This is a genomic window from Ruegeria sp. BJ6, assembly GCF_056537885.1.
The window spans coordinates 1-19,109 of record NZ_JBQFSG010000013.1 but is presented as its reverse complement, the minus strand read 5'-3'; the positions used below and the strand labels follow the sequence as shown (position 1 = coordinate 19,109).

Genomic DNA, 19,109 nt, shown 5'->3' with positions numbered 1-19,109 from the left:
CTTTCATATGCCACCTTTTGTGATATATTGACGAAAAGGCAGCATATAGGCGGTATTTTCCATGCGGGCAGGCACGCCGGAGGGGCTTCCTCCGTATTTCAATATTGATCCGGATTTGGCATATGCCGAGTTGGGAAACCCCACCGGAACACATGACTTTTCCGATATTGCGGATGCCTGTGCCCGGGGCCGTTCAGATCTTGCAAGTCGCGGGTTGGAGGAAGACGGGCAAAAAAAGCTTCGGCTGTTTTCGACCTGGGAAATTACCAAATATCTGATCCCCGTTGCGCCTGCCCATTTCCGCCGGGTGTTGAAGGGCAACCCCGACCTGCCGCAAGGGCGATCGGAAACCGAAGGCGGCGCCAAGTGGTTCACGCTGGATGAGGTGCTGCGCCTGCGTCTGCATTTCGCCTCGGAAGGCTCCAAGGCCAAGGAGTATCGTCCCTACCGCCCCAAGGGGCTGCCGGCCAAGATCGTCTCGGTGGCAAACTTCAAGGGTGGCGTCGGCAAGACGTCAACCTGTGCCCATCTGGCCATGTCCGCGGCCTTGGACGGCTACAAGGTACTGGTCATCGATCTGGACAGCCAGGGGTCGATGACCTCAATCTTTGGCGGCAAGGTAACGGATGAATGGCAGACCGTCTTTCCTCTGCTCGCCCGCCACTATGCCACCCATTTGCGCCGTGACAATCAGGGACGGCTTGACCGGGGCGAGGCCCCCCACCCGATCGATGACACGCTGTCGGATGCCCTGAAGGTGCGCAGCGGTGAGCTGATCCAGACGACGCATTGGCCGAATATCGATCTGATCGGCGCCCAGCTGAACCTGTATTGGGCCGAGTTCCAGATTCCGGTCTGGCGTATGCAGGGCCGCAGTTGGAAGCTGTGGGATGCGCTGACCGACACGTTGGAGGAAGATGGCGTATTGGACGAATACGACATCGTCTTCATCGATACACCGCCTGCGCTGGGGTATCTGACGATCAACGGGCTGGCGGCCTCGGACATCCTACTGGTGCCCATGGGCGCATCCTTTCTGGAGTTTGATTCCACCGGCCGGTTCTTCGACATGCTGCATTCGACCTTCCAGTCCATCGAAGAGGGTGAGAACATGGCCGCCCGCGCGTTGGGACGGCCTGAGATGGCCTTTCAGTGGGATGCGGTGCGCACGGTCATCACCCGCTATGACGGCAGCCAGCAGGCGGAACTGGCCGGGCTGATGCAGGCCTATCTGGGCCGCACCCTGTCGCCGCACTGGCAGGGCTACACGGCGCTGATCGGGCAGGCGGGCGAGCAGGTCAACGGCATCTACGAGGCGGATTATCGCGATTTCAACCGCGAGACCTATGTGCGCGGGCGGGAAACCTTTGACGCCACCTATGCCTCGTTCAAGAAGCTGCTGATCGGGGTTTGGCGGGGCGAAGAACTGGCCCAGCAGGCTGAGGCGGCCGGAACCCCCGAGCTGATGCTGTAATGAGATGATGTTTCGCGCGCGAAACACTTTGACTGTTTTGGGACAGGCCCGACCAATGCCTGATCCGCGCGAGAGTAGGAGGCAGGTTGCGGGTGCCACTGCTGCTCAGGCCGCTCTTGAAGAACTGACCGAAGAATTCCGTGCGGCCCGGGCTGAAGGGCGGATGGTGCAGGATTTGCCGCTTGCGGAGGTGGAGGAAACCTATCTGGTCCGTGACCGGATGGCGGTGGATGACGCGGAAATGACAGCGCTCAAGGAAAGTCTGAAGGCCCGCGGACAACAAACTCCGATCGAGGTCGTGGCGCTGGAGGAAGGGCGTTATGGTTTGATCTCGGGCTGGCGCCGCCTGACGGCACTGAAGGTACTGGCAGAGGAAACCGGTGAGGCGCGTTTCGAAACGGTTCGCGCGTTTCTCAGGCAGCCTCAAAGTGCTTCGGATGCCTATGTTGCAATGGTGGAGGAAAACGAGATACGCGTCGGGCTGAGCTACTATGAGCGCGCGCGAATTGTGGCTCGGGCGGTAGAGCAGGGTGTTTATCCGGACGAAACCGCAGCCTTGCGCGGGCTGTTTGCTTCGGCCAGTCGGGCAAAACGGTCAAAGATTGGCTCGTTCATTTCAATCTATCAGGCATTGGACAGCAATCTGCGATTTGCCTCGGCCATTCCCGAAAGGCTGGGTCTGTCTATAGCCAAGGCTGTAAAAGATGATCCAAAGGCTATTTCTAAACTGTCCGGACTGCTGGCCGCCGATCCAGCTCGCACGCCGGACACCGAGATTCAGATTTTGACACATGCGATACAGTCCCCGGAGAAGAGCACCGGGAAAACATCAAAGGTCGTTGCACCACAGCCTGAGGCGATCGGGGGCATTCACCTGAAGCGGAGCCGAAATGGTGCGCAACTCATATTGTCTGGCGACGGGGTTTCTGATGTATTTCTTGTCGAGTTGCGGGGCTGGCTGAAATCCCGGGCGGGATAGCGTTTCGCGTGCGAAACGGTAGCGGTATTCGTGGGATACATTTCTTGCCGATAAAAAGCAGTTTATTATCAATATAGTGGCTTGGTTATTGCGCGTAAGCGCCTGATTATGCCCACTACCTTTCACATCTGTGGATTTATTCATTATACCCAATAAGTACCGCTTATCAGGAATAATAATGCAGCCTTACGACTGACCAGTAGAACGCGGTGCGAGAGCGTCTGACAAAACGCCGCGCGATTTCCGGTTGAGGCGGCAAAGTCTGGCAATTCCGAGAACGACTGATCCCCCCCGTCGTCAATGCGTCGCCTGCCAATGAAGATTGCGTGCCAGGATGCTTGGAACATGTAGATCGCGGCGCACGTGAACAGGAGATCACCACGCGCCAATTTGCGAAACTTGATCGATGCGCAATCATGCAACAACATGGGGGTATTGCGAATGCTTTAGGCGGTGTCAGGTGCCTGGGTTACAGAGAAGCGTCTTATTGTGAACGATAAACCTCAAAGCACCCAGGTGGAATCTGTCAGGATTCGGCTCTTGAAAGTTACCTTGCCTCTGATCGTGCTGGCGATGGCATTCCTGTCTTTCAATTTTAATTTCTACAGGATCACCTGGGATTCGACACTCTACAAACACGATATGGGGTCCGAGCAGCTGGTTCTGGATGGCATGCTGAATGCTGCGGCGAATGAGGGGCCCGTTGTGCTGGGGCGCTATACCCGCCCGGAAATCGACCAGCAATGGCCGCATGCCAGAGAACTTTATCAGGACGAAAACCGGACCGGAGAATTCTATCACTACACGTCACAGCTGGGCCTGCAGGTGAAGTTTTTCAGTGCGCTCGACGAAAGGTTCGGATTTCCACTGGAAGTGCTCAGTTCAATGACAGCCTTTTTCATGAGTGTCGTTGTAATGCTTTTTTTTATCGGGATTAGAAGGCTGTATTCAACTGCACATGCAGCCGCATTTTGCGTGCCGCTGGTGTTCAGCCCTTGGCCGGTTGTGTTCTCGCGGCATCTCTATTGGGTTGAATTTACCTGGTTTGTGCCCGCGCTGGTTTCGTTGTTCTTCGCTCGTCGTGCACTGGTGTCACCGGGTGGGCTGATCATGTTGGGTGGAGGGCTGTTCTGTGCTTTTACCATCAGATTTCTGTGTGGTTACGAATACATAACCACAATCACACTTGCAGCAATGGTTCCGTTGACAATGGTATGGGCGCGCAGCACTGCAGGACTGCGGAATTTGATCCTGTCTATGGGCGTCTGCGGGGTGGCCTCTGTTTCGGCTTTTGTTCTGTCGGTTGGCATCCACGCTCGATCATTGGGCCCAAGCCTGACTGATGGCTTAGGGCAGATTGCGACTGTGGCCAGAAAACGAACGATTTCCGAATTGCCTGCCGAAACCATCGAAGAGATCTGTAGTCAGGGTGAAAAGGAAAATCGTAACAAATGCGAGTACGAACTTGAAACCTCTCTCGTGCGTAATCCGGTCGTGGTCGTCGCACGATATTTTGTGATGCCGCGCGCATTTCCCTGGGTGGAACATGTGCGTCACCATCCAGAAGATCTGCGGCGATTGCGAGAGTTGCGGACAAACCTCTCGCTGCCGGCGGTGATCGAGACAGCCCGGACCATAAGCCCCGCAAGTTATGCGCGGCTTGGTCTGCGTGCGCTCGAAACGTTGTTTTTGCCGGTGTTGACCCTGACGTGCCTCGGTTACGCATTGCGGCGTAGGGACAGATTGTCAGCAGCGTTTGTGATGTCGCTTATTGCGCCTGTGTCGTGGTACATTCTGGCCAAGGGCCATTCTGACGTTCACTACTACCTGAACCATGTCCTTTGGTATCTGCTCTTTGTTCCGCTCGCGTTCATGTTCTTACTCGACAGTGTGATTGGTCGTCACCATCGGGTGACGAAGGAAGCACCTGGGCTCAGAACTCATAGCCAGTAAATGACGAGGGCTGCCAACGCGATTGCCGACATGAAGACCTTCGGGCATCTGTCATATTGGGTTGCGCCGCGCCGCCAGTTTTTCAGTCTTCCGAACATGATCTCAATGCGGTTACGTTGTTTGTAACGTCGCTTATTATTTGAGATTGGTTTCCATCGTGAATGACATGGAATGACGGCAAGAAAGCAGGTGCCCTGCACATTCTTCGTATAGTCACTGGGATTGTCGCCTTGGCGACAACATGTTCTGCGGCATTCGCACCTCGTTCATGACAGGCTGATATTCAATTGCTATGAACATGTTGTGTTAACACGGGTTTTGAGTACATGCAGATTGAGAAGACCGCCTTGCCGGGTGTCCTGATACTGACACCAAAGCGGTTCGGTGATGTACGCGGTTTTTTTTCCGAAACCTGGAACCGCAAGGTCCTGGCCTCATATGGGATCGAATTGGATTTCGTGCAGGACAATCATTCGGTTTCGGCCAACACCGGTACCCTTCGTGGCTTGCATTTTCAGTCGCCGCCCCATGCGCAGGACAAGCTGGTGCGCTGTGGGCGAGGGGCATTGTTCGATGTCGTTGTCGATATCCGCAGGGGCTCACCCACATATGGGCAATGGCTGGGCGTGGAGCTGACGGCGGAAAACGGAAAGCAGCTTTTGGTACCCAAAGGCTTTCTGCACGGCTTTGTCACGCGGGAGCCGGGCACCGAAATCTGCTATAAATGCACTGACTATTATGCGCCCGATTGCGATGGGGCGGTGCACTGGGGCAGCTGCGGCATCGACTGGGGGCTGACCGGGGAACCGGTGTTGTCCGACAAGGACAGGGCCGCGCCCGCGTTGGCGGATTTCGACAGCCCGTTTCAGTGGGAGGATGCGCCGTGAAGCTTTTGGTGACAGGGGGCGCAGGCTTTATCGGATCGGCCGTGGTGCGGCGGGCGATCCGGGACGGGCATCAGGTGGTCAATCTGGATGCGCTGACTTATGCAGCTTGCCTCGACAATGTGGCTGAGGTGGCGGATGACGCGAATTACACCTTTTTAGAGGCTGATATTCGGAACCGCAAAGCCATGGATCAGGCGCTGGCAGAGCATGCCCCGGACGCGATCATGCATCTGGCGGCAGAAAGCCATGTGGACCGGTCGATCGACGGGCCCGGTGCCTTTATCGAAACCAATGTCACCGGAACCTACACGCTGCTTGAAGCGGCCAGGGGATACTGGGAAGGCCGGGGAAGGCCGGACGGTTTCCGGTTTCACCATATTTCGACCGATGAGGTCTATGGCTCGCTGGGTGCGACCGGTCAGTTCACCGAAGAGACCCCTTATGATCCCCGCTCGCCCTATTCCGCCAGCAAGGCGGCCAGCGACCATCTGGTGCGCGCCTGGTTCGAAACCTATGGGCTGCCGGTGGTGCTGACGAACTGTTCCAACAATTACGGGCCGTATCATTTTCCGGAAAAGCTGATCCCGGTGATCATTCTGAACGCTCTGGCGGGTAAGCCGCTGCCGATCTATGGGGATGGGTCCAATGTCAGAGACTGGCTATACGTGGAAGATCACGCCGAAGCATTGCTGCTGGTGGTTGAGAAAGGCCAGATCGGGCGGAGCTATAATATCGGTGGCGAAAACGAGTGTACCAATCTGCAGTTGGTGCAGATGTTGTGCGGTATTCTCGACCGCCTGCGCCCCGGCCCGGCGCCTTATGCCGATCTGATCACCTTTGTCGCCGACCGTCCCGGCCATGATGCGCGCTATGCCATCGATCCGACCCGCATCCGGCAAGAGCTTGGGTGGCGTCCCTCTGTCAGTGTCGAAGAGGGGTTGGAAAGAACCGTGCAGTGGTATCTGGACAATGAAAGCTGGTGGCGTGCGCTGCAGAACCGCGAAGGCGTCGGCAAGCGGTTGGGTGTGAAGGTATGACCATCCTTGTCTTTGGTAAAACCGGACAGGTTGCGCGGGAACTGGCGGGTTTTGCAGGGGTGACGTGCCTTGACCGTTCCCAAGCTGATCTTGAACGACCCGCAGCCTGTGCCGAGGCCATTCGCGCCGCCGCGCCACAGATGGTGATCAACGCCGCGGCCTATACCGCCGTGGACCGGGCCGAGGAAGAAGAGGCGCTGGCAACCGTGATCAACGCGGATGCACCCACTGCGATGGCCCGGGAATGCGCCGCCATGGATATCCCGTTCGTTTCTGTCTCGACGGATTACGTGTTCAATGGATCGGGAGAGGTCCCATGGAAACCCTCCGATCCCACCGGGCCGCTGGGTGCCTATGGGCGCTCGAAACTGGCTGGTGAGCAGGGGATCGTCCGGGCCGGAGGAACCTATGGCATTCTGCGCACCTCCTGGGTGGTGTCAGCCCATGGCAACAACTTCGTCAAAACGATGCGGCGGCTGGGGGCCGAGCGTGACCAGCTGTCGATTGTGGCCGACCAGATCGGGGGCCCGACCCCGGCGCGGGACATCGCGGTGGCCTGTCTGTCGATGGCGCGGCAATTGGCCGAGGAAGCGGACAAAGCGGGTATCTATCACTTCTCAGGCGCGCCGGATGTCAGTTGGGCCGGGTTTGCCCGCGCGATTTTTGCCGAGTTAGAGACTGATTGCGACGTGACAGATATCCCGTCCGGCGATTACCCGACGCCCGCGCGACGGCCGTTGAATTCCCGCCTTGATTGTACCTCACTGGAAACAACTTTTGGCATTACCCGTCCGGATTGGCGGCAAGGTTTGAGTGATATTTTAAAAGAGTTGGAAAACGCACCATGATGACACGCAAAGGCATTATACTGGCAGGGGGATCCGGCACCCGGCTGTATCCGATCACGATGGCCGTCTCAAAGCAGCTGTTGCCGCTTTATGACAAGCCGATGATCTATTACCCGCTGACGGTGCTGATGCTGGCTGGCATACGGGACATCTGTGTGATCACCACCCCACAGGATCAGGATCAGTTTATACGTACGCTGGGGGATGGCAGCCAGTGGGGGATAAACCTCACCTATGTCGTGCAGCCCAGTCCCGACGGGCTGGCGCAGGCCTTTGTTCTGGCCGAGGAGTTTCTGGCGGGTGCACCATCTGCGCTGGTTTTGGGCGACAACATCTTTTTTGGACATGGCCTGCCGAAACTGCTTGCTGCAGCCAATGCGCATGACACCGGAGGAACGGTTTTCGGTTATCACGTGGCTGATCCAAAACGCTATGGCGTGGTCGCCTTCGACGAGGGTGGACGGGCACGCGAAATCATAGAGAAACCATCCACACCTCCCTCGAATTATGCGGTCACCGGATTGTATTTCCTCGATGGGACCGCGCCGGAACGCGCCAGAAAGGTCAAACCATCACCGCGCGGAGAACTGGAAATCACCGACCTGCTGCAAATGTATCTGGAAGAGGGTGAGCTCAGGGTCGAAACCATGGGGCGCGGTTATGCCTGGCTGGACACCGGAACCCATGCCAGCCTGCTGGATGCGGGCAATTTCGTGCGCACGCTCGAGGAACGTCAGGGGTTGCAGACGGGATGTCCCGAAGAGATCGCGTGGCAACTGGGCTGGATCAACGAGGAGCAGCTGCGCCAGCGGGCAGAGATGTTCGCCAAAAACGAATACGGGGCCTATTTGGACGGGTTGTTGACGTGAAGGGCAGCGGTAGCCAGGGCTGAAACTGACCGCGCCCCTCCTCGGCAGAGGTCCAAACAGTACTGTTTAGACTCTTTGTCTGGGGTGCAGGCATGCATTTTCGCCCCTCTGATGGGACTCTTCCCGCCGATCATACATGCAAGCAAAAAATCGAAAAGAAATGCCTTCCGGGCGTTACTCGGCATTCATCCGAATACGCCTGGAAGGTGGCCCTTATTCGAGTACGACGTTTTTATCGAAGCGCTCTTTCGATGCTTTCTTTTTTTCAGGCTTGGCTTCGAATTCCTCATGATAGGACCGTTCGACATTAACGTCCCAAATGTCGTTTTCCTCGCCCAGGATATTGCGGGCGGCATACATCGCCGACAGCATTGAATGGTCCTGATTGTTGTAGCGGTGCAGGCCATTGCGACCAACGGTCTGGAAGTTTTCTAGTGTCTTCAGCCAGTCGCTGACAGTATCCAGAGCTTCTTTGTATTCACTGTCATAGACTGGATACGCCTTGGGCTGCCTGATCACAGCGCAGTCGACGACATCGGTAGCCTTGGCCAGATTAAGCTTTTCCAGTTCTTCGCTGGCAAGCTTCTTGAGTTCCGCATCGGACGAAGACCAAAGCCCATCCCCCTTCTGACAGAAATACTCCATCCCGATCGAGGACGTATTCTGATCGGGCAGCATTTCCTTGGACCAGGCGCGGAAGTTCTGGATGCGACCAACCTTGACCATCGGGCTGTGGATGTAGATCCAGTTGTCTGGGAACGGGTCGGCATGATCCAGTATCAGCGTCACGATCAGGAAGTCGCGGTACCTCAGGCGATTGGCCGCCTCAACAACTTCTGGCGGGGGCGGTGGATCAAAGGCGTGAATCAGATCGCGCACCGCCATTGAATTGATAAATTGCTCTCCTTCGACACGTTCGACCGTCTTGCTTTGAGCGTCGTCTTCGTTCCACCGGCGGACGTCGATCGAGGTTACCCGGTTGCCGTCCCGGTTCACCTTCACGACTTCCGAGCGCATCTGTACGGTGCCGCCTTTTTCTTCGATCAGATCGCGGGTTTTTTCCCACATCATGCCTGGGCCAAGACGCGGATACTGGAACTCTTCAATCAGGCTGGCGGTGTCATTGGCGCCAGAGATCGCGTTCCAGACTGCCTTGGGCAAGGACAGGTTCTTGATCCGCTGCGCCGCCCAGTCGGCACGGATTTCGGAAGGTGGGATGCCCCAGACCTTTTGCGTGTAGCTGTGAAAGAAATGCATGTAGAGCCGTCCGCCAAAGCGGTTGATGACCCATTCTTCGAACGTATCTTCCTGCTTTTTGGGCCGCAGCTTCCATTTGATGTAGCTGCCGACGATCTTATAGGTCTCGTAAGGCCCGATATTCCCAAGCGCGTTGAAGATGCGCAGCGGGTAATCATAGAACTTACCCCGATAGAAGATGCGGCTGAGGCGCGGCACGGTGATGAAATCGTCACCCATAATCTCGTGCCACATCTTTTCGACTTCGCGCACCTTGGTAAAAAACCGGTGCCCGCCGATGTCGAAGCGATAGCCCTTGTGGGTTTCGGTCCGCGAAATGCCGCCGACCAGATCCGAGCCCTCAAAAACTTGTGGGACATGTTTGTCGCTTAGCTTCTGAAGTTCATAAGCTGCGGTTAAACCAGCGGGGCCGCCACCGATAATGACGACTGGAACAGTATCTTGTTTCAAATGACCTACACCCATACTCAAAACCAAACCTTAGCATCAGGCTACAGGAGATTACCTTCGATTCACAACAGAATCCTGATGAGCCGCACAAATACAGCCCCCGTTCTTCCGGGGTATCCCGGGGGTATAGCAGGAAGAAGGTACCGGGGCTGGTCAGCTGTCACCACAAGTGATGGCTGGGCGGCAGGTGCCATGGCGCTTTCCCCTTCTTCCCGGCCATACTGGCACGATCAGGGGAGGCAGGTCCGGCCATCAGATTGCGGGTTCGTGATTTAAGCGATTGAAACATATACTATATTCCAACCCTCAGACAATTGGAGGGTTTGCCGTTCAGGACGGATCGACCGCTGGCAGAAACCGCTCTGTACTTCTGTAATGATCTCGTCGACCGGGGAGGAGGCTGGCGGGAAATGCATGCGTCATCGCGATGGAGTGCCTCGCGCAGTTTGTTTCAACAATCTGCCATCTTCATGCATATTGTCCTCGTGCCGTGGGGGTGTGAAGCACCCGGAAGCGGTGACTCATGATGTGTCAGTCAGTTGACGGATCGCATTCGTTCGCAATGCCACCTTGTCTTTCCAAGGCTCTCGCCGCCAAACTATTACCTCAATGTATTGGTTATATACTTTGACTTTTGCGGCTGCTTTTTGACAACTGTGGCCATCAGATGATTACAGCCAGCGTGTTCAGAAAGTGAATCAGTGGCTGAGTATTTAGATATGTAAGTGGTTAACGAGAACAGGGTGCTATGGCTGCATCACCGCACAGTACAAATACCGAATATGCCGTTTCCATTGTGATCGTGAACTGGAACACGCGGGACATTCTTCGGGATTGCCTGAAATCCATTGCGCACGAGACGCAGCTGCCGCACGAGGTCATCGTCGTGGACAACGCCTCGAACGACGGTTCGGCAGATCTTGTCCGTGACGAATTTCCCGACGTCCGGCTGATTGCTAACGATACCAATCGGGGATTTGCCGCCGCCAACAATCAGGGCCTGAGAATCGCGCAAGGGCAAACCCTGCTATTGCTCAACCCTGACACCATCATTCTGGACGGTGCAATCGACACGATGGTGGGCTGGCTGGAGCAGCACCCCGACGTGGGCTGTGTCGGGTGTCAGGTCCTGGAGGATGAACACACGATCCAGCGCACCTGTTTTGCCGACCCCGGACCTACAAATCTTGCGCTGATCGAATTTGGGCTGCATCGCCTGTCCCCGCAGGGCCGGTTTCTGGGTCATGCCGAATACGGGGACTGGGATCGCAAATCCGAGCGTAAGGTCGATGTGGTGTCCGGCATGTTCATGCTGGTACCCCGTCACGTGTTCGAGGTGGTGGGTCTTCTGGACGAGGCATTCTTTGTTTATTCCGAAGAGGCCGACTGGTGCCGCCGCATCCGCGATGCCGGATGGGACTGTGTGTTTGCGCCCGTGGCGCGGATTCTGCATCTGGAAGGCGGGTCAAAAAGCACGGTGCAGATCAAATCGCGCATGTATGTGCAAAAACAGAAAAGCAAGACAATCTATGCCAGAAAACACTATGGCCGGTATGGAGAGTTGGTGGCGCGCGCCATCTTTATCAGCAGCGCAGCCCTGCGCGGGGCGGTGTTTGGCCTGATGGGTCTGCTGCGCTCCACGCCCGAGCGCAAGGCACGTTTGCGGCTGTCAGAGGCGGTGATCCGCTATCATCTGTTCGGTCAGGAGCCGAGTACATGAAAGATACGGTGTCCGCCAAATCCGGGATTGTGATCGAATGCCTTGAGGCACCGGCCCATTCGCTGGACACAAGGGCGGACTGGGACGATCTGGTCACCGCGACCGGCGCCGACATATACTTTCTGACTGATTGGCAATCAGCCTGGTGGGATCATTACGGACCCACCTTTGCCGCCAGTCGCCGTCCGGCCAGCTTTGTCTTGCGGGATGGCCCCCACCTTATAGCTGTTCTGCCTTTTTGCATCGAAACCATATGGGCGGGACCAATACCCGTGCGTGTGGCCCGGCTGGCCGGTGTGGATCCGAATTTTGCGGTGATGGGCCTACCGATTGCAGCTGGCCGTGAGGAAACTGTGCTGAAGATCGTTCTCCGGCATCTGGTGCATGATCTGAAGTGTGCAGCCATCAGCTTTTCACCGCTTTCTGACCGCGCCGCACAGCTCGGGAACCTGCGCGCTGCAGATGGGCATGGCATATCCATTCTGCGTGATCGCAGCCTGCGGGGACACACATTAATGGATTTGCCCGGGAACTTTGATGCATTCATGGGCGCGCTTTCCAAAAGCCGTCGACGTGAGGTGCGGCGGGATATCAAACGCCTGACCAGGGATGAGCCGCTGAGCAATGTCAGTTCGACCCCGGATACGGTCGACGCGATGATGGATCGCTTTATCGAGCTGCATACAAGGCAATGGCGGGCAGCAGGGAAGGGCGGACATTTTTCCGACTGGTGTGTGGCCGCAGCGTTCTATCGCGCATTGCTGCGGCAGCTGGCGCCCAGGGAGCAGGCGGCGATAGACGAGCAATGGCTGGGCCAGACACTCCTGTCGAGTCAGCTGCGTTATACGCTGGGGGATAAGGCCTATTGGTGGCTGAATGCCCGTGAAATAGACCCTGAATATGCAAAAAACGGCCTGGGCCGCGTGGGCTTGGTCGAGCGTGTAGAGGATTTGATTGGTTCGGGCATTCGTCTGATCGAAGCAGGTGCGGGGGAATACGAATACAAGCTCAGTTATGGCGGTGAACTGGTGCCATTTCACAATATAGTGCTTGCTCCTGATCGAACCCCGGCGCGGTTGCGGGCCTTGCTGCTGCTTCTGTGGGCGGATGCGCTCCATTTCTTTTATTATCGCGCGTGGTTTCTGAAGATCCGCCCCCGGCTGGGGATACGGCCCGGCAAACTCTGGACCAACTGGATACGGACACAGCTATGACCCCGCCCTTTACATTGCAGACAGTCGCAGCCGAAGACTGGCCCGGGATCAGCGCGGGGTTTCGTGATCTGACCTATGAGCAAACTCTGACCTATGCGCAGGCAGCGGCAAAACGGATCGGGGCCGAGGCGCAATTCATCACTTTGTCGGATCAGGCGGGCAAACCGGTTGCCGCGGCCTGTCTGCGCCTCAAGCGCGTGCCGGGGCTGGGGCGTGGCATCGCCTGGATCGCCGCTGGCCCCCTGATGCACCACCGGGAACAGCCCGATACGAACCCGAGCAGGCTGGATGCGGTATTTGCCACGTTGCGCGCCTATGCACAGGAAGTTGGATGTGTTCTGCGGCTTCGCCTGCCCGCCTTGCCGCTTTATGATGTGTCGGCTGCGGACCGCTCGGTGGCTGCGGCGGGGTTCCGCCCGACAGACCGGTCCCCGCCCTATCGCACAGTGGTCGTTGACCCCGATCAGGACGAAGAGATCCTGATGGGTGCCCTGCATGGAAAGTGGCGCAACCATTTGCGCAAATCTCTGAAAGCCGATTTAGAGCTTGATGTGGTGCCGATATCCGATGCAGCCGACCGGTTTCAGACGCTTTATCGGAATGTTCAGACTGCCAAAGGGTTCGAGCAACCTGACATACCTCCGGAATTCTATTATCCGCTTCGGGGGGGCGATTTTATCCATGAGGTATTGTTTGCCCGGCAGGACGGTGCAGATATCGCCGGAATGACGGTCGGAAGGGCGGGCGGTAGCGCCGTCTATCTTTTCGGGGCCACGACTGCAGTTGGCCGACGTTGCAATGCCGGCCATTTTCTGATGTGGGAATCCATTCTGCGTTGTCGGGAGCTTGGGGTGAAATGGTACGATCTTGACGGTATAGACCCTGATATCAATCCCACTGTTGCAGAATTTAAACTCCGCACCGGGGGAACGGACCTGCAGGCGGCAGGACCTTATGAGTTCCGTCCTGCCGGGTTGGTTTCATCCCTGATCAGCACCGCAGAAACGGTTCATTCCCACCTGAGGAAAGCGCGCCGATGACGGTTTTCAGGGGTATCAACTTTCATGGTATCGGAGCGCCGGAACGTCCCCTGGAAACTGGTGAGGAACCCTATTGGCTTTCGATCAGTCAGTTCGAACACGTACTCGACCAGATTGCGGCGTCCCCTGACCCCGAGAGTTTCACGATTACTTTTGATGACAGCAACCTCTCGGACCATGACATTGCCTTGCCCGCCCTTGCCGCGCGTGGGCTTCGGGCATGTTTTTTTGTTCTTACGGGGCGGATTGGGCAGGACGGGTCTCTGAATTCCGGTCATCTGCAAGCTCTGCGCGATGCCGGCATGACAATCGGTAGTCACGGGATCGATCATGTCGTCTGGCCCACTCTGGATGACGTCGCGCTCGGGCAGGAGCTGCGCGATTCGCGTCAGCAACTCGAGGAAATCTGTGGCCACCCGGTGGTCGAGGCAGGCATCCCGTTCGGTCGCTACGATGCGCGGGTGCTGCGCGCCCTTCGTGCTGAGGGTTACTCTGCCGCTTGGTCAAGTGACGGGGGGGCCTGGCGTCAGGGTGCATTCCTGCGCCCCCGGACGTCATTGCGTGGTGACATGTCGAAACAGGCGATGGATGCGATCCTTTCAGGCCGGATGCCGCCCCTGCGCCGCCTTCGGCGCGCACTGGGGATGGCCCGGCGCAACTGGACTGTTACCGGTTAGCGGACCGGACCGGGCGTCCCGGCGATGCCGGGTCCGATTGCGACCGCGGGAACCGTGTATATTGAACTGTTCTGCCCTGTGTGGATGCCTGCTTTTCCCCGCCGTCCTGCTCTGCTTGGTCATCTACGTCCAGAAACCAGATACCAGCCCCCAGAAGAAACATGAAAAAACAGTATGTGGAGTCCCACAAATGCACCGTGATGGCGGAAAGGCAAATGCCGAACAGGGAAAACAGGTACCCAAGGCGTGCATCTGCGGCCGCTCCGTTCAGCGTTTTGTTCCCGACCTGAAAAAATATGGTCACCACGGCGGCAACCAACAGAATTAGTCCGGGGAAGCCGTGCCTCAGCGCCATCAAAAGCCAGAAGTTGTCCACGGTACTCAGCGCCCACATCCAGGCGGGGCGGGTCCAGTCGTGCAGTCCGATCCCGAAAAGCGGGTTTCGCAGAATGTCGTCAGAGACAAATGTGAAAATATTGATCCGCGCCCAGGCCGTTCCCGGTGTGAGCGTGAAATGCGTTGCGAAGATCTGGAACATGTTCCGGTTCGATCCAACCTCGCCGATAAAATACAGAACGCCAAAAATACTGAGCAAGATTTTCCATCTGTTCTCGAGGAACCGGAACACCCAGTTCCATCCCATCAGCATCACCTGCAGAATGACGTTCATGAAAGCGCCTGACGACAGCGAACAGAAAACGGCACCCCCCACGATTGAGGTCAGTCCGGCCCTTTTAAAGAGTGACTTGTTCCACCCCAGAACATACCAGGTGAGCGCAAAGGCGGGCGCGCAGAACACTCCGTACAGAATGGGATGAGGCATCGTTGTCTGGGCGCGCAGCAACCCCAGCCGGGGTTCGAAGACCCATTTTTGGTAAACGCTCATCACCTTGCCGAACAGATCCAGTAGCGGGGTTCTTCCCGTAACAGCTTCGAAGGCGGCGAATGGCAGAAGAACCAGAAGGAGCAGGAAGAGCCACTTTACGAAGTGTCTGAACGACTCCATGTTCCGGATATACGTGCGGGCAATGAAATACGGGACCAGGGTTTCGATCATGAACATCCCGATGAATTGCCATGTCGGCCCAAAGCCGTGATTGACGGCCAACGTCAGACATGCCCAGAGGCAAAACCCGATAACCAGAAAATCGATTGCCCTGATCTTTCCCGCTTTCCCGCTCAGCCAGCCAAAAATTGCGGGAAACAGGAAGAGGATCAGGATCACGCGGTAGCCATTGAGCTTCAGCCCGCCCAGGAAGAAATAGAATGGCATTGCAAAGGACAAAATCAGCAATACCAGAACCAGCGGCCTTGTCGCCGGAGCGCTGGCTTTGGTTGACAAAACGGCGGTCATTCAAAATTCCTGCTCATTGTCTGGATAAATCATTCCAACTCGTAAAATTCAGCGATCAGTACATCGGCAGCGCCCAAGACTGCCAGCCGTGCTTCCCCCGCCTCCACTACCCATCATTGCGTGGGATATTTTTTTACCAGCGTTGATCCGGCATTCAGGCGGTCGATAAGACTGCCGGGACGCACGCCGTATTCATTGTAACCGTTCTTTGCTCCACGCGCGTAATAGATGAACTGGCTATCATAATAACCGCCCTGCGACGGAGTTTGATCCTGAATCATGGCATTATTGAGTACGACCCAATCCCGTTGATTTTCATAGCCCAGAATATTCGCCACGGCATTCTGTTCGATGACCACTGATGAAGAGTCTGCCGAAATGTTGATCGCAGGCACGGAATGGCCGCCAGGCACATTAATAAGAGAGTTCTTCCTGACCGAGATGTTGTCGGAACCATAGATGGAAATGCCATGGACATGCCCGTTATAGATCATGTTATTTTCAATCAGCACATTCTGATGCCGTACCTGGCGGTCGCCGATATTCTTCCCGTCTCCTCCGGCCCAGATCGTTTGGGTGAAATCCCCGCCACCCACGTCAAAGACATTGTCACGAATGGTGATGTTGGCGCTGCCGCTGTTATTGGCGCGTTGAATCTGGATCATGTCGCGGTGATCGCCGACGCCATCAGCACCACCAAAATCATGGAGATGATTATCTTTGACCAGAATATTGTCGACATTGTCGAAGACCAAACCGTCAGAGCGTATCGAATGCACGTCACTGTCAGTGATATTTATGCCGTCGGTGTTAATGACGATGACGGCCTTCCACCAGGTCAGGAACTCGGAGTTGGTGATGTCGACGTTGTCAGCGTTGAAAACCAGCAGGCCGGTCCCGAACCCGGCGCCGTCCTCGGGCGTTCCGGTGCCGCTGGCAACATCCCCGCTGAACACGGAGTTGGAGAATTTTATTTTTCGGCTGTTGCGAACGACGAAGTTGGCGAGATGGTGCGGGTCTCCTCTCTTGAAGACATAGTCGAAACGGATACCATCCAGATGAATGTTCTCGGCCCCATCAAAGATCGCAACCGTGAAACAGGCGAGGTTGGTGGGATCGGCCGAACGGATCACCACGGGCGATTGAAACGTACGGCCCAGTTTCAGAGTGCCATAGTTTCCGGGTGAAAGCAGGTAGGTTTCACCTCCACGTGCATTCTGAAGCGCGGTTGCAAGGGCCCCGGCATCAGAGATGGCCTGACCTTCGGCCTGTGTCGAGAGCCTGGGTTTGAAGTCCTGCCTCTCGCAGGGTGTCTCGGCGGCCAGGGCAGTGCTCAACAAAAGCAGTGCCGCGCCTGCAAGGGCAAGAATACGTGATCCGGGCATGACGCACCTTTCTGATCTGCGGTTCATCGAAAGCTTAGGCGAGCTGTTTTATAGTGTCTATCGCGGCGCTCTCAGGATTACGCGGATTCTCTGGTACTCCCCCTGGTACTCCCCATGGCGTCACACCACCGGTTTCCGGGCGGTTTTAATGAAGTTTTGTGGGTTTCCGTAGCGGCATCGGGCAATTCATTGCCTATGACTGACCGAGATACGCGGGGTCATGCCTGAATTACGGCAACTTCGTGGCCATTGTTGCGATCAGGGAATCAATCATCCAAACGTTACTCAACCGCTTAGGGAAGGGGAACAATTCCCGGTATCGAGTATCGTGTTTACTCGGAAATGATGGGCAGACGGGCTTAATTGTCCCGAAACAGGCACAAGTTTCCAAATATAGCCGCATTTTGGCCACTCTGTCGCCCCCGCGCGACTGTTCCCTCCGTCCTGGGTGAGCGGGATCTCGTGCGCTTTCAAGCGCTTATGAAATCTAAAGGTGTAGGATGTCTACAACGATCACAGTATCCAACGCGGCAGAGCTGAACCAGGCGCTGGCGCAAGCAACAGGCGGCGAAACAATCCTCCTTGCGGCAGGCAATTATGGGAAGTTGAGTCTCAACAATACACAGTTCTCATCGAACGTAACGATCAAGTCTGCAGATCCGAACGCGATGGCGAGCTTCTCCGAAGCTCATCTCAATGGTGCGTCGAATGTCACATTCGACACGGTCAATTTCGACTACACATTCAGCTCTGGTGACTATCACTTCCAGAACAAGTTCAGCGTTACCAACAGCTCGAATATCGCGTTCAACAACTCGAACTTCGATGGCGATTTTGCAAGCGGTACCGGAACAACCGCCGATGGTACCGGGTACGGCACCGGCCTGATGATCACCGGGTCCAGCAATATCGACATTACCAATACCGAGTTCTCGAAATGGTGGAAGGGCGCCATCGCGATTAACTCCGATGGGGTCAGTTTTGCCGGGAATGACATCCATTCGATCCGCTCGGATGGGTTGGTCTTCGACAATGTCGACAACATCCTGGTAGAGAACAATTACATTCACGATTTTGGCGGCGCTGCAGGTGCTGGCGATCACCGTGACATGATCCAGGTTCAGCGCGCCAACGGCAGCGGCAGTGACAATATCATCATCCGCGACAATGTCTTTGACATGGGGAACGGGGATTATACTCAAACCATCTGGATGGGTGGTGACGGCAAGAACATCAGCGACCCGAGTGTCATCCACCACAACGTGCTGATCGAAGGCAACGTGATCTACAACGGCCACCTGCATGGTATTTCCGTTTATGGTGCTGACGGGATCACTGTCACCAAGAACTCGGTTCTGCACGTGGATGAGAAGACGCAGACAGGCGGTATTGAAATTCCGCTCATCAATGTCTCCGGCGATTCCAAGAATGTGACGATCACTCAGAACATCACGTCGCAAATCCTGGGTGACAACGGGCAGCCTGGCTGGACCGTTGCAGACAATGTTCTGATCAAGCCTTCCGAGTATGATCAGCATTTCATCTATCAGGCGACGGCGCAGGCGGATGGCTACAACCAATATATCGTTAAGCCCGGTAGCCCGGCGGATTCGCTGAATGCGGGTTCTGACCTCGCAAGCAATATCTCGGGTTCTTACTTTGACTGGCTTATAAATACGGGCTCTTCCGGGTCTAACAATCAGTCCCAGACCAATCCCGGAACGACTCCGCCTGACACCGGAACGACTCCGCCCGACACCGGAACGACTCCGCCCGACACCGGTGAAGAGCAGCAGCCCGACACCGGCGAAGAGCAGCAGCCCGACACCGGCGAAGAGCAGCAGCCCGATACCGGCGAAGAGCAGCAGCCCGACACCGGCGAAGAGCAGCAGCCCGACACCGGCGAAGAGCAGCAGCCCGACACCGGCGAAGAGCAGCAGCCCGATACCGGCGAAGAGCAGCAGC

At 56.4% G+C, this 19,109-nt stretch carries 15 protein-coding genes and 1 pseudogene; 12 read left to right on the top strand and 4 right to left on the bottom strand.

Annotated elements, in window-relative coordinates; genetic code table 11:
- Nucleotides 1-61 precede the first annotated feature (61 nt).
- The 3 genes from ACR0D6_RS20520 to ACR0D6_RS20510 all read left to right on the top strand — a co-directional run bounded on the left by ACR0D6_RS20520 (nucleotide 62) and on the right by ACR0D6_RS20510 (nucleotide 4,406).
- Nucleotides 62-1,474, top strand: a complete 1,413-nt coding sequence (locus ACR0D6_RS20520; protein ID WP_480766905.1) for an AAA family ATPase — start codon at nucleotides 62-64, stop codon at nucleotides 1,472-1,474.
- Between the two features lie 55 nt (nucleotides 1,475-1,529).
- On the top strand, nucleotides 1,530-2,453 hold the full coding sequence (locus ACR0D6_RS20515) for a ParB/RepB/Spo0J family partition protein (RefSeq protein WP_480766904.1): 924 nt from the start codon (nucleotides 1,530-1,532) through the stop codon (nucleotides 2,451-2,453).
- 540 nt (nucleotides 2,454-2,993) lie between these two features.
- Entirely contained in the window at nucleotides 2,994-4,406 is a 1,413-nt protein-coding gene (locus ACR0D6_RS20510) for a hypothetical protein (RefSeq protein WP_480766903.1), read from the top strand.
- Here the strand turns inward: ACR0D6_RS20510 and ACR0D6_RS20505 are convergent.
- Nucleotides 4,394-4,546 (bottom strand): annotated as a pseudogene (locus ACR0D6_RS20505) (transposase); the annotation flags it as partial. The gene ACR0D6_RS20510 and the pseudogene ACR0D6_RS20505 overlap by 13 nt on opposite strands.
- 186 nt (nucleotides 4,547-4,732) lie before the next feature.
- On the opposite strand from ACR0D6_RS20505, the gene rfbC reads away from it, so the two are divergent.
- From rfbC to rfbA, 4 genes are read left to right on the top strand one after another with little or no spacing between them, the layout of a single operon-like run.
- Nucleotides 4,733-5,293, top strand: coding sequence for a dTDP-4-dehydrorhamnose 3,5-epimerase (gene rfbC / locus ACR0D6_RS20500; protein WP_480766902.1), 561 nt, complete (start codon nucleotides 4,733-4,735; stop codon nucleotides 5,291-5,293).
- On the top strand, nucleotides 5,290-6,330 hold the full coding sequence (gene rfbB / locus ACR0D6_RS20495; RefSeq protein WP_480766901.1) for a dTDP-glucose 4,6-dehydratase: 1,041 nt from the start codon (nucleotides 5,290-5,292) through the stop codon (nucleotides 6,328-6,330). The genes rfbC and rfbB overlap by 4 nt, the downstream gene beginning before the upstream one ends.
- Nucleotides 6,327-7,178: a dTDP-4-dehydrorhamnose reductase gene (rfbD, locus tag ACR0D6_RS20490; protein ID WP_480766900.1), complete on the top strand. Its 852-nt coding sequence runs from the start codon at nucleotides 6,327-6,329 to the stop codon at nucleotides 7,176-7,178. The genes rfbB and rfbD overlap by 4 nt, the downstream gene beginning before the upstream one ends.
- Entirely contained in the window at nucleotides 7,175-8,047 is an 873-nt protein-coding gene (gene rfbA / locus ACR0D6_RS20485) for a glucose-1-phosphate thymidylyltransferase RfbA (RefSeq protein ID WP_480731999.1), read from the top strand. Before rfbD ends, rfbA begins: the two co-directional genes overlap by 4 nt.
- Before the next feature lie 213 nt (nucleotides 8,048-8,260).
- On the opposite strand, the gene ACR0D6_RS20480 is transcribed toward rfbA, so the two are convergent.
- Nucleotides 8,261-9,754: an NAD(P)/FAD-dependent oxidoreductase gene (locus ACR0D6_RS20480; protein ID WP_480766899.1), complete on the bottom strand. Its 1,494-nt coding sequence runs from the start codon at nucleotides 9,752-9,754 to the stop codon at nucleotides 8,261-8,263.
- 748 nt (nucleotides 9,755-10,502) lie between these two features.
- Here ACR0D6_RS20480 and ACR0D6_RS20475 point away from each other — a divergent pair.
- Genes ACR0D6_RS20475 through ACR0D6_RS20460 form a run of 4 tightly spaced genes read left to right on the top strand, consistent with a single transcriptional unit; the run spans nucleotide 10,503 to nucleotide 14,405 of the window.
- On the top strand, nucleotides 10,503-11,474 hold the full coding sequence (locus ACR0D6_RS20475; protein ID WP_480766898.1) for a glycosyltransferase family 2 protein: 972 nt from the start codon (nucleotides 10,503-10,505) through the stop codon (nucleotides 11,472-11,474).
- A complete protein-coding gene (locus ACR0D6_RS20470; protein WP_170656638.1) occupies nucleotides 11,471-12,688 on the top strand; it encodes a GNAT family N-acetyltransferase in 1,218 nt (405 codons plus the stop codon). Before ACR0D6_RS20475 ends, ACR0D6_RS20470 begins: the two co-directional genes overlap by 4 nt.
- Nucleotides 12,685-13,728 carry a lipid II:glycine glycyltransferase FemX gene (locus ACR0D6_RS20465; RefSeq protein ID WP_480766897.1) on the top strand — a complete coding sequence of 348 codons (1,044 nt, stop codon included), beginning with the start codon at nucleotides 12,685-12,687 and terminating at the stop codon, nucleotides 13,726-13,728. The genes ACR0D6_RS20470 and ACR0D6_RS20465 overlap by 4 nt, the downstream gene beginning before the upstream one ends.
- Nucleotides 13,725-14,405 carry a polysaccharide deacetylase family protein gene (locus ACR0D6_RS20460; protein ID WP_480766896.1) on the top strand — a complete coding sequence of 227 codons (681 nt, stop codon included), beginning with the start codon at nucleotides 13,725-13,727 and terminating at the stop codon, nucleotides 14,403-14,405. Before ACR0D6_RS20465 ends, ACR0D6_RS20460 begins: the two co-directional genes overlap by 4 nt.
- Here the strand turns inward: ACR0D6_RS20460 and ACR0D6_RS20455 are convergent.
- Together ACR0D6_RS20455 and ACR0D6_RS20450 are read right to left on the bottom strand one after the other, a co-directional pair.
- Nucleotides 14,395-15,759: an O-antigen ligase family protein gene (locus ACR0D6_RS20455; RefSeq protein WP_480766895.1), complete on the bottom strand. Its 1,365-nt coding sequence runs from the start codon at nucleotides 15,757-15,759 to the stop codon at nucleotides 14,395-14,397. The genes ACR0D6_RS20460 and ACR0D6_RS20455 overlap by 11 nt on opposite strands.
- Nucleotides 15,760-15,872: 113 nt before the next feature.
- Nucleotides 15,873-17,144 carry a right-handed parallel beta-helix repeat-containing protein gene (locus ACR0D6_RS20450; RefSeq protein WP_480766894.1) on the bottom strand — a complete coding sequence of 424 codons (1,272 nt, stop codon included), beginning with the start codon at nucleotides 17,142-17,144 and terminating at the stop codon, nucleotides 15,873-15,875.
- A 500-nt stretch (nucleotides 17,145-17,644) separates the two neighbouring features.
- Between ACR0D6_RS20450 and ACR0D6_RS20445 the strand changes: the two genes are divergently transcribed.
- On the top strand, nucleotides 17,645-19,109 hold a 1,465-nt coding region (locus ACR0D6_RS20445; protein ID WP_480766893.1), incomplete at its 3' end, for a right-handed parallel beta-helix repeat-containing protein.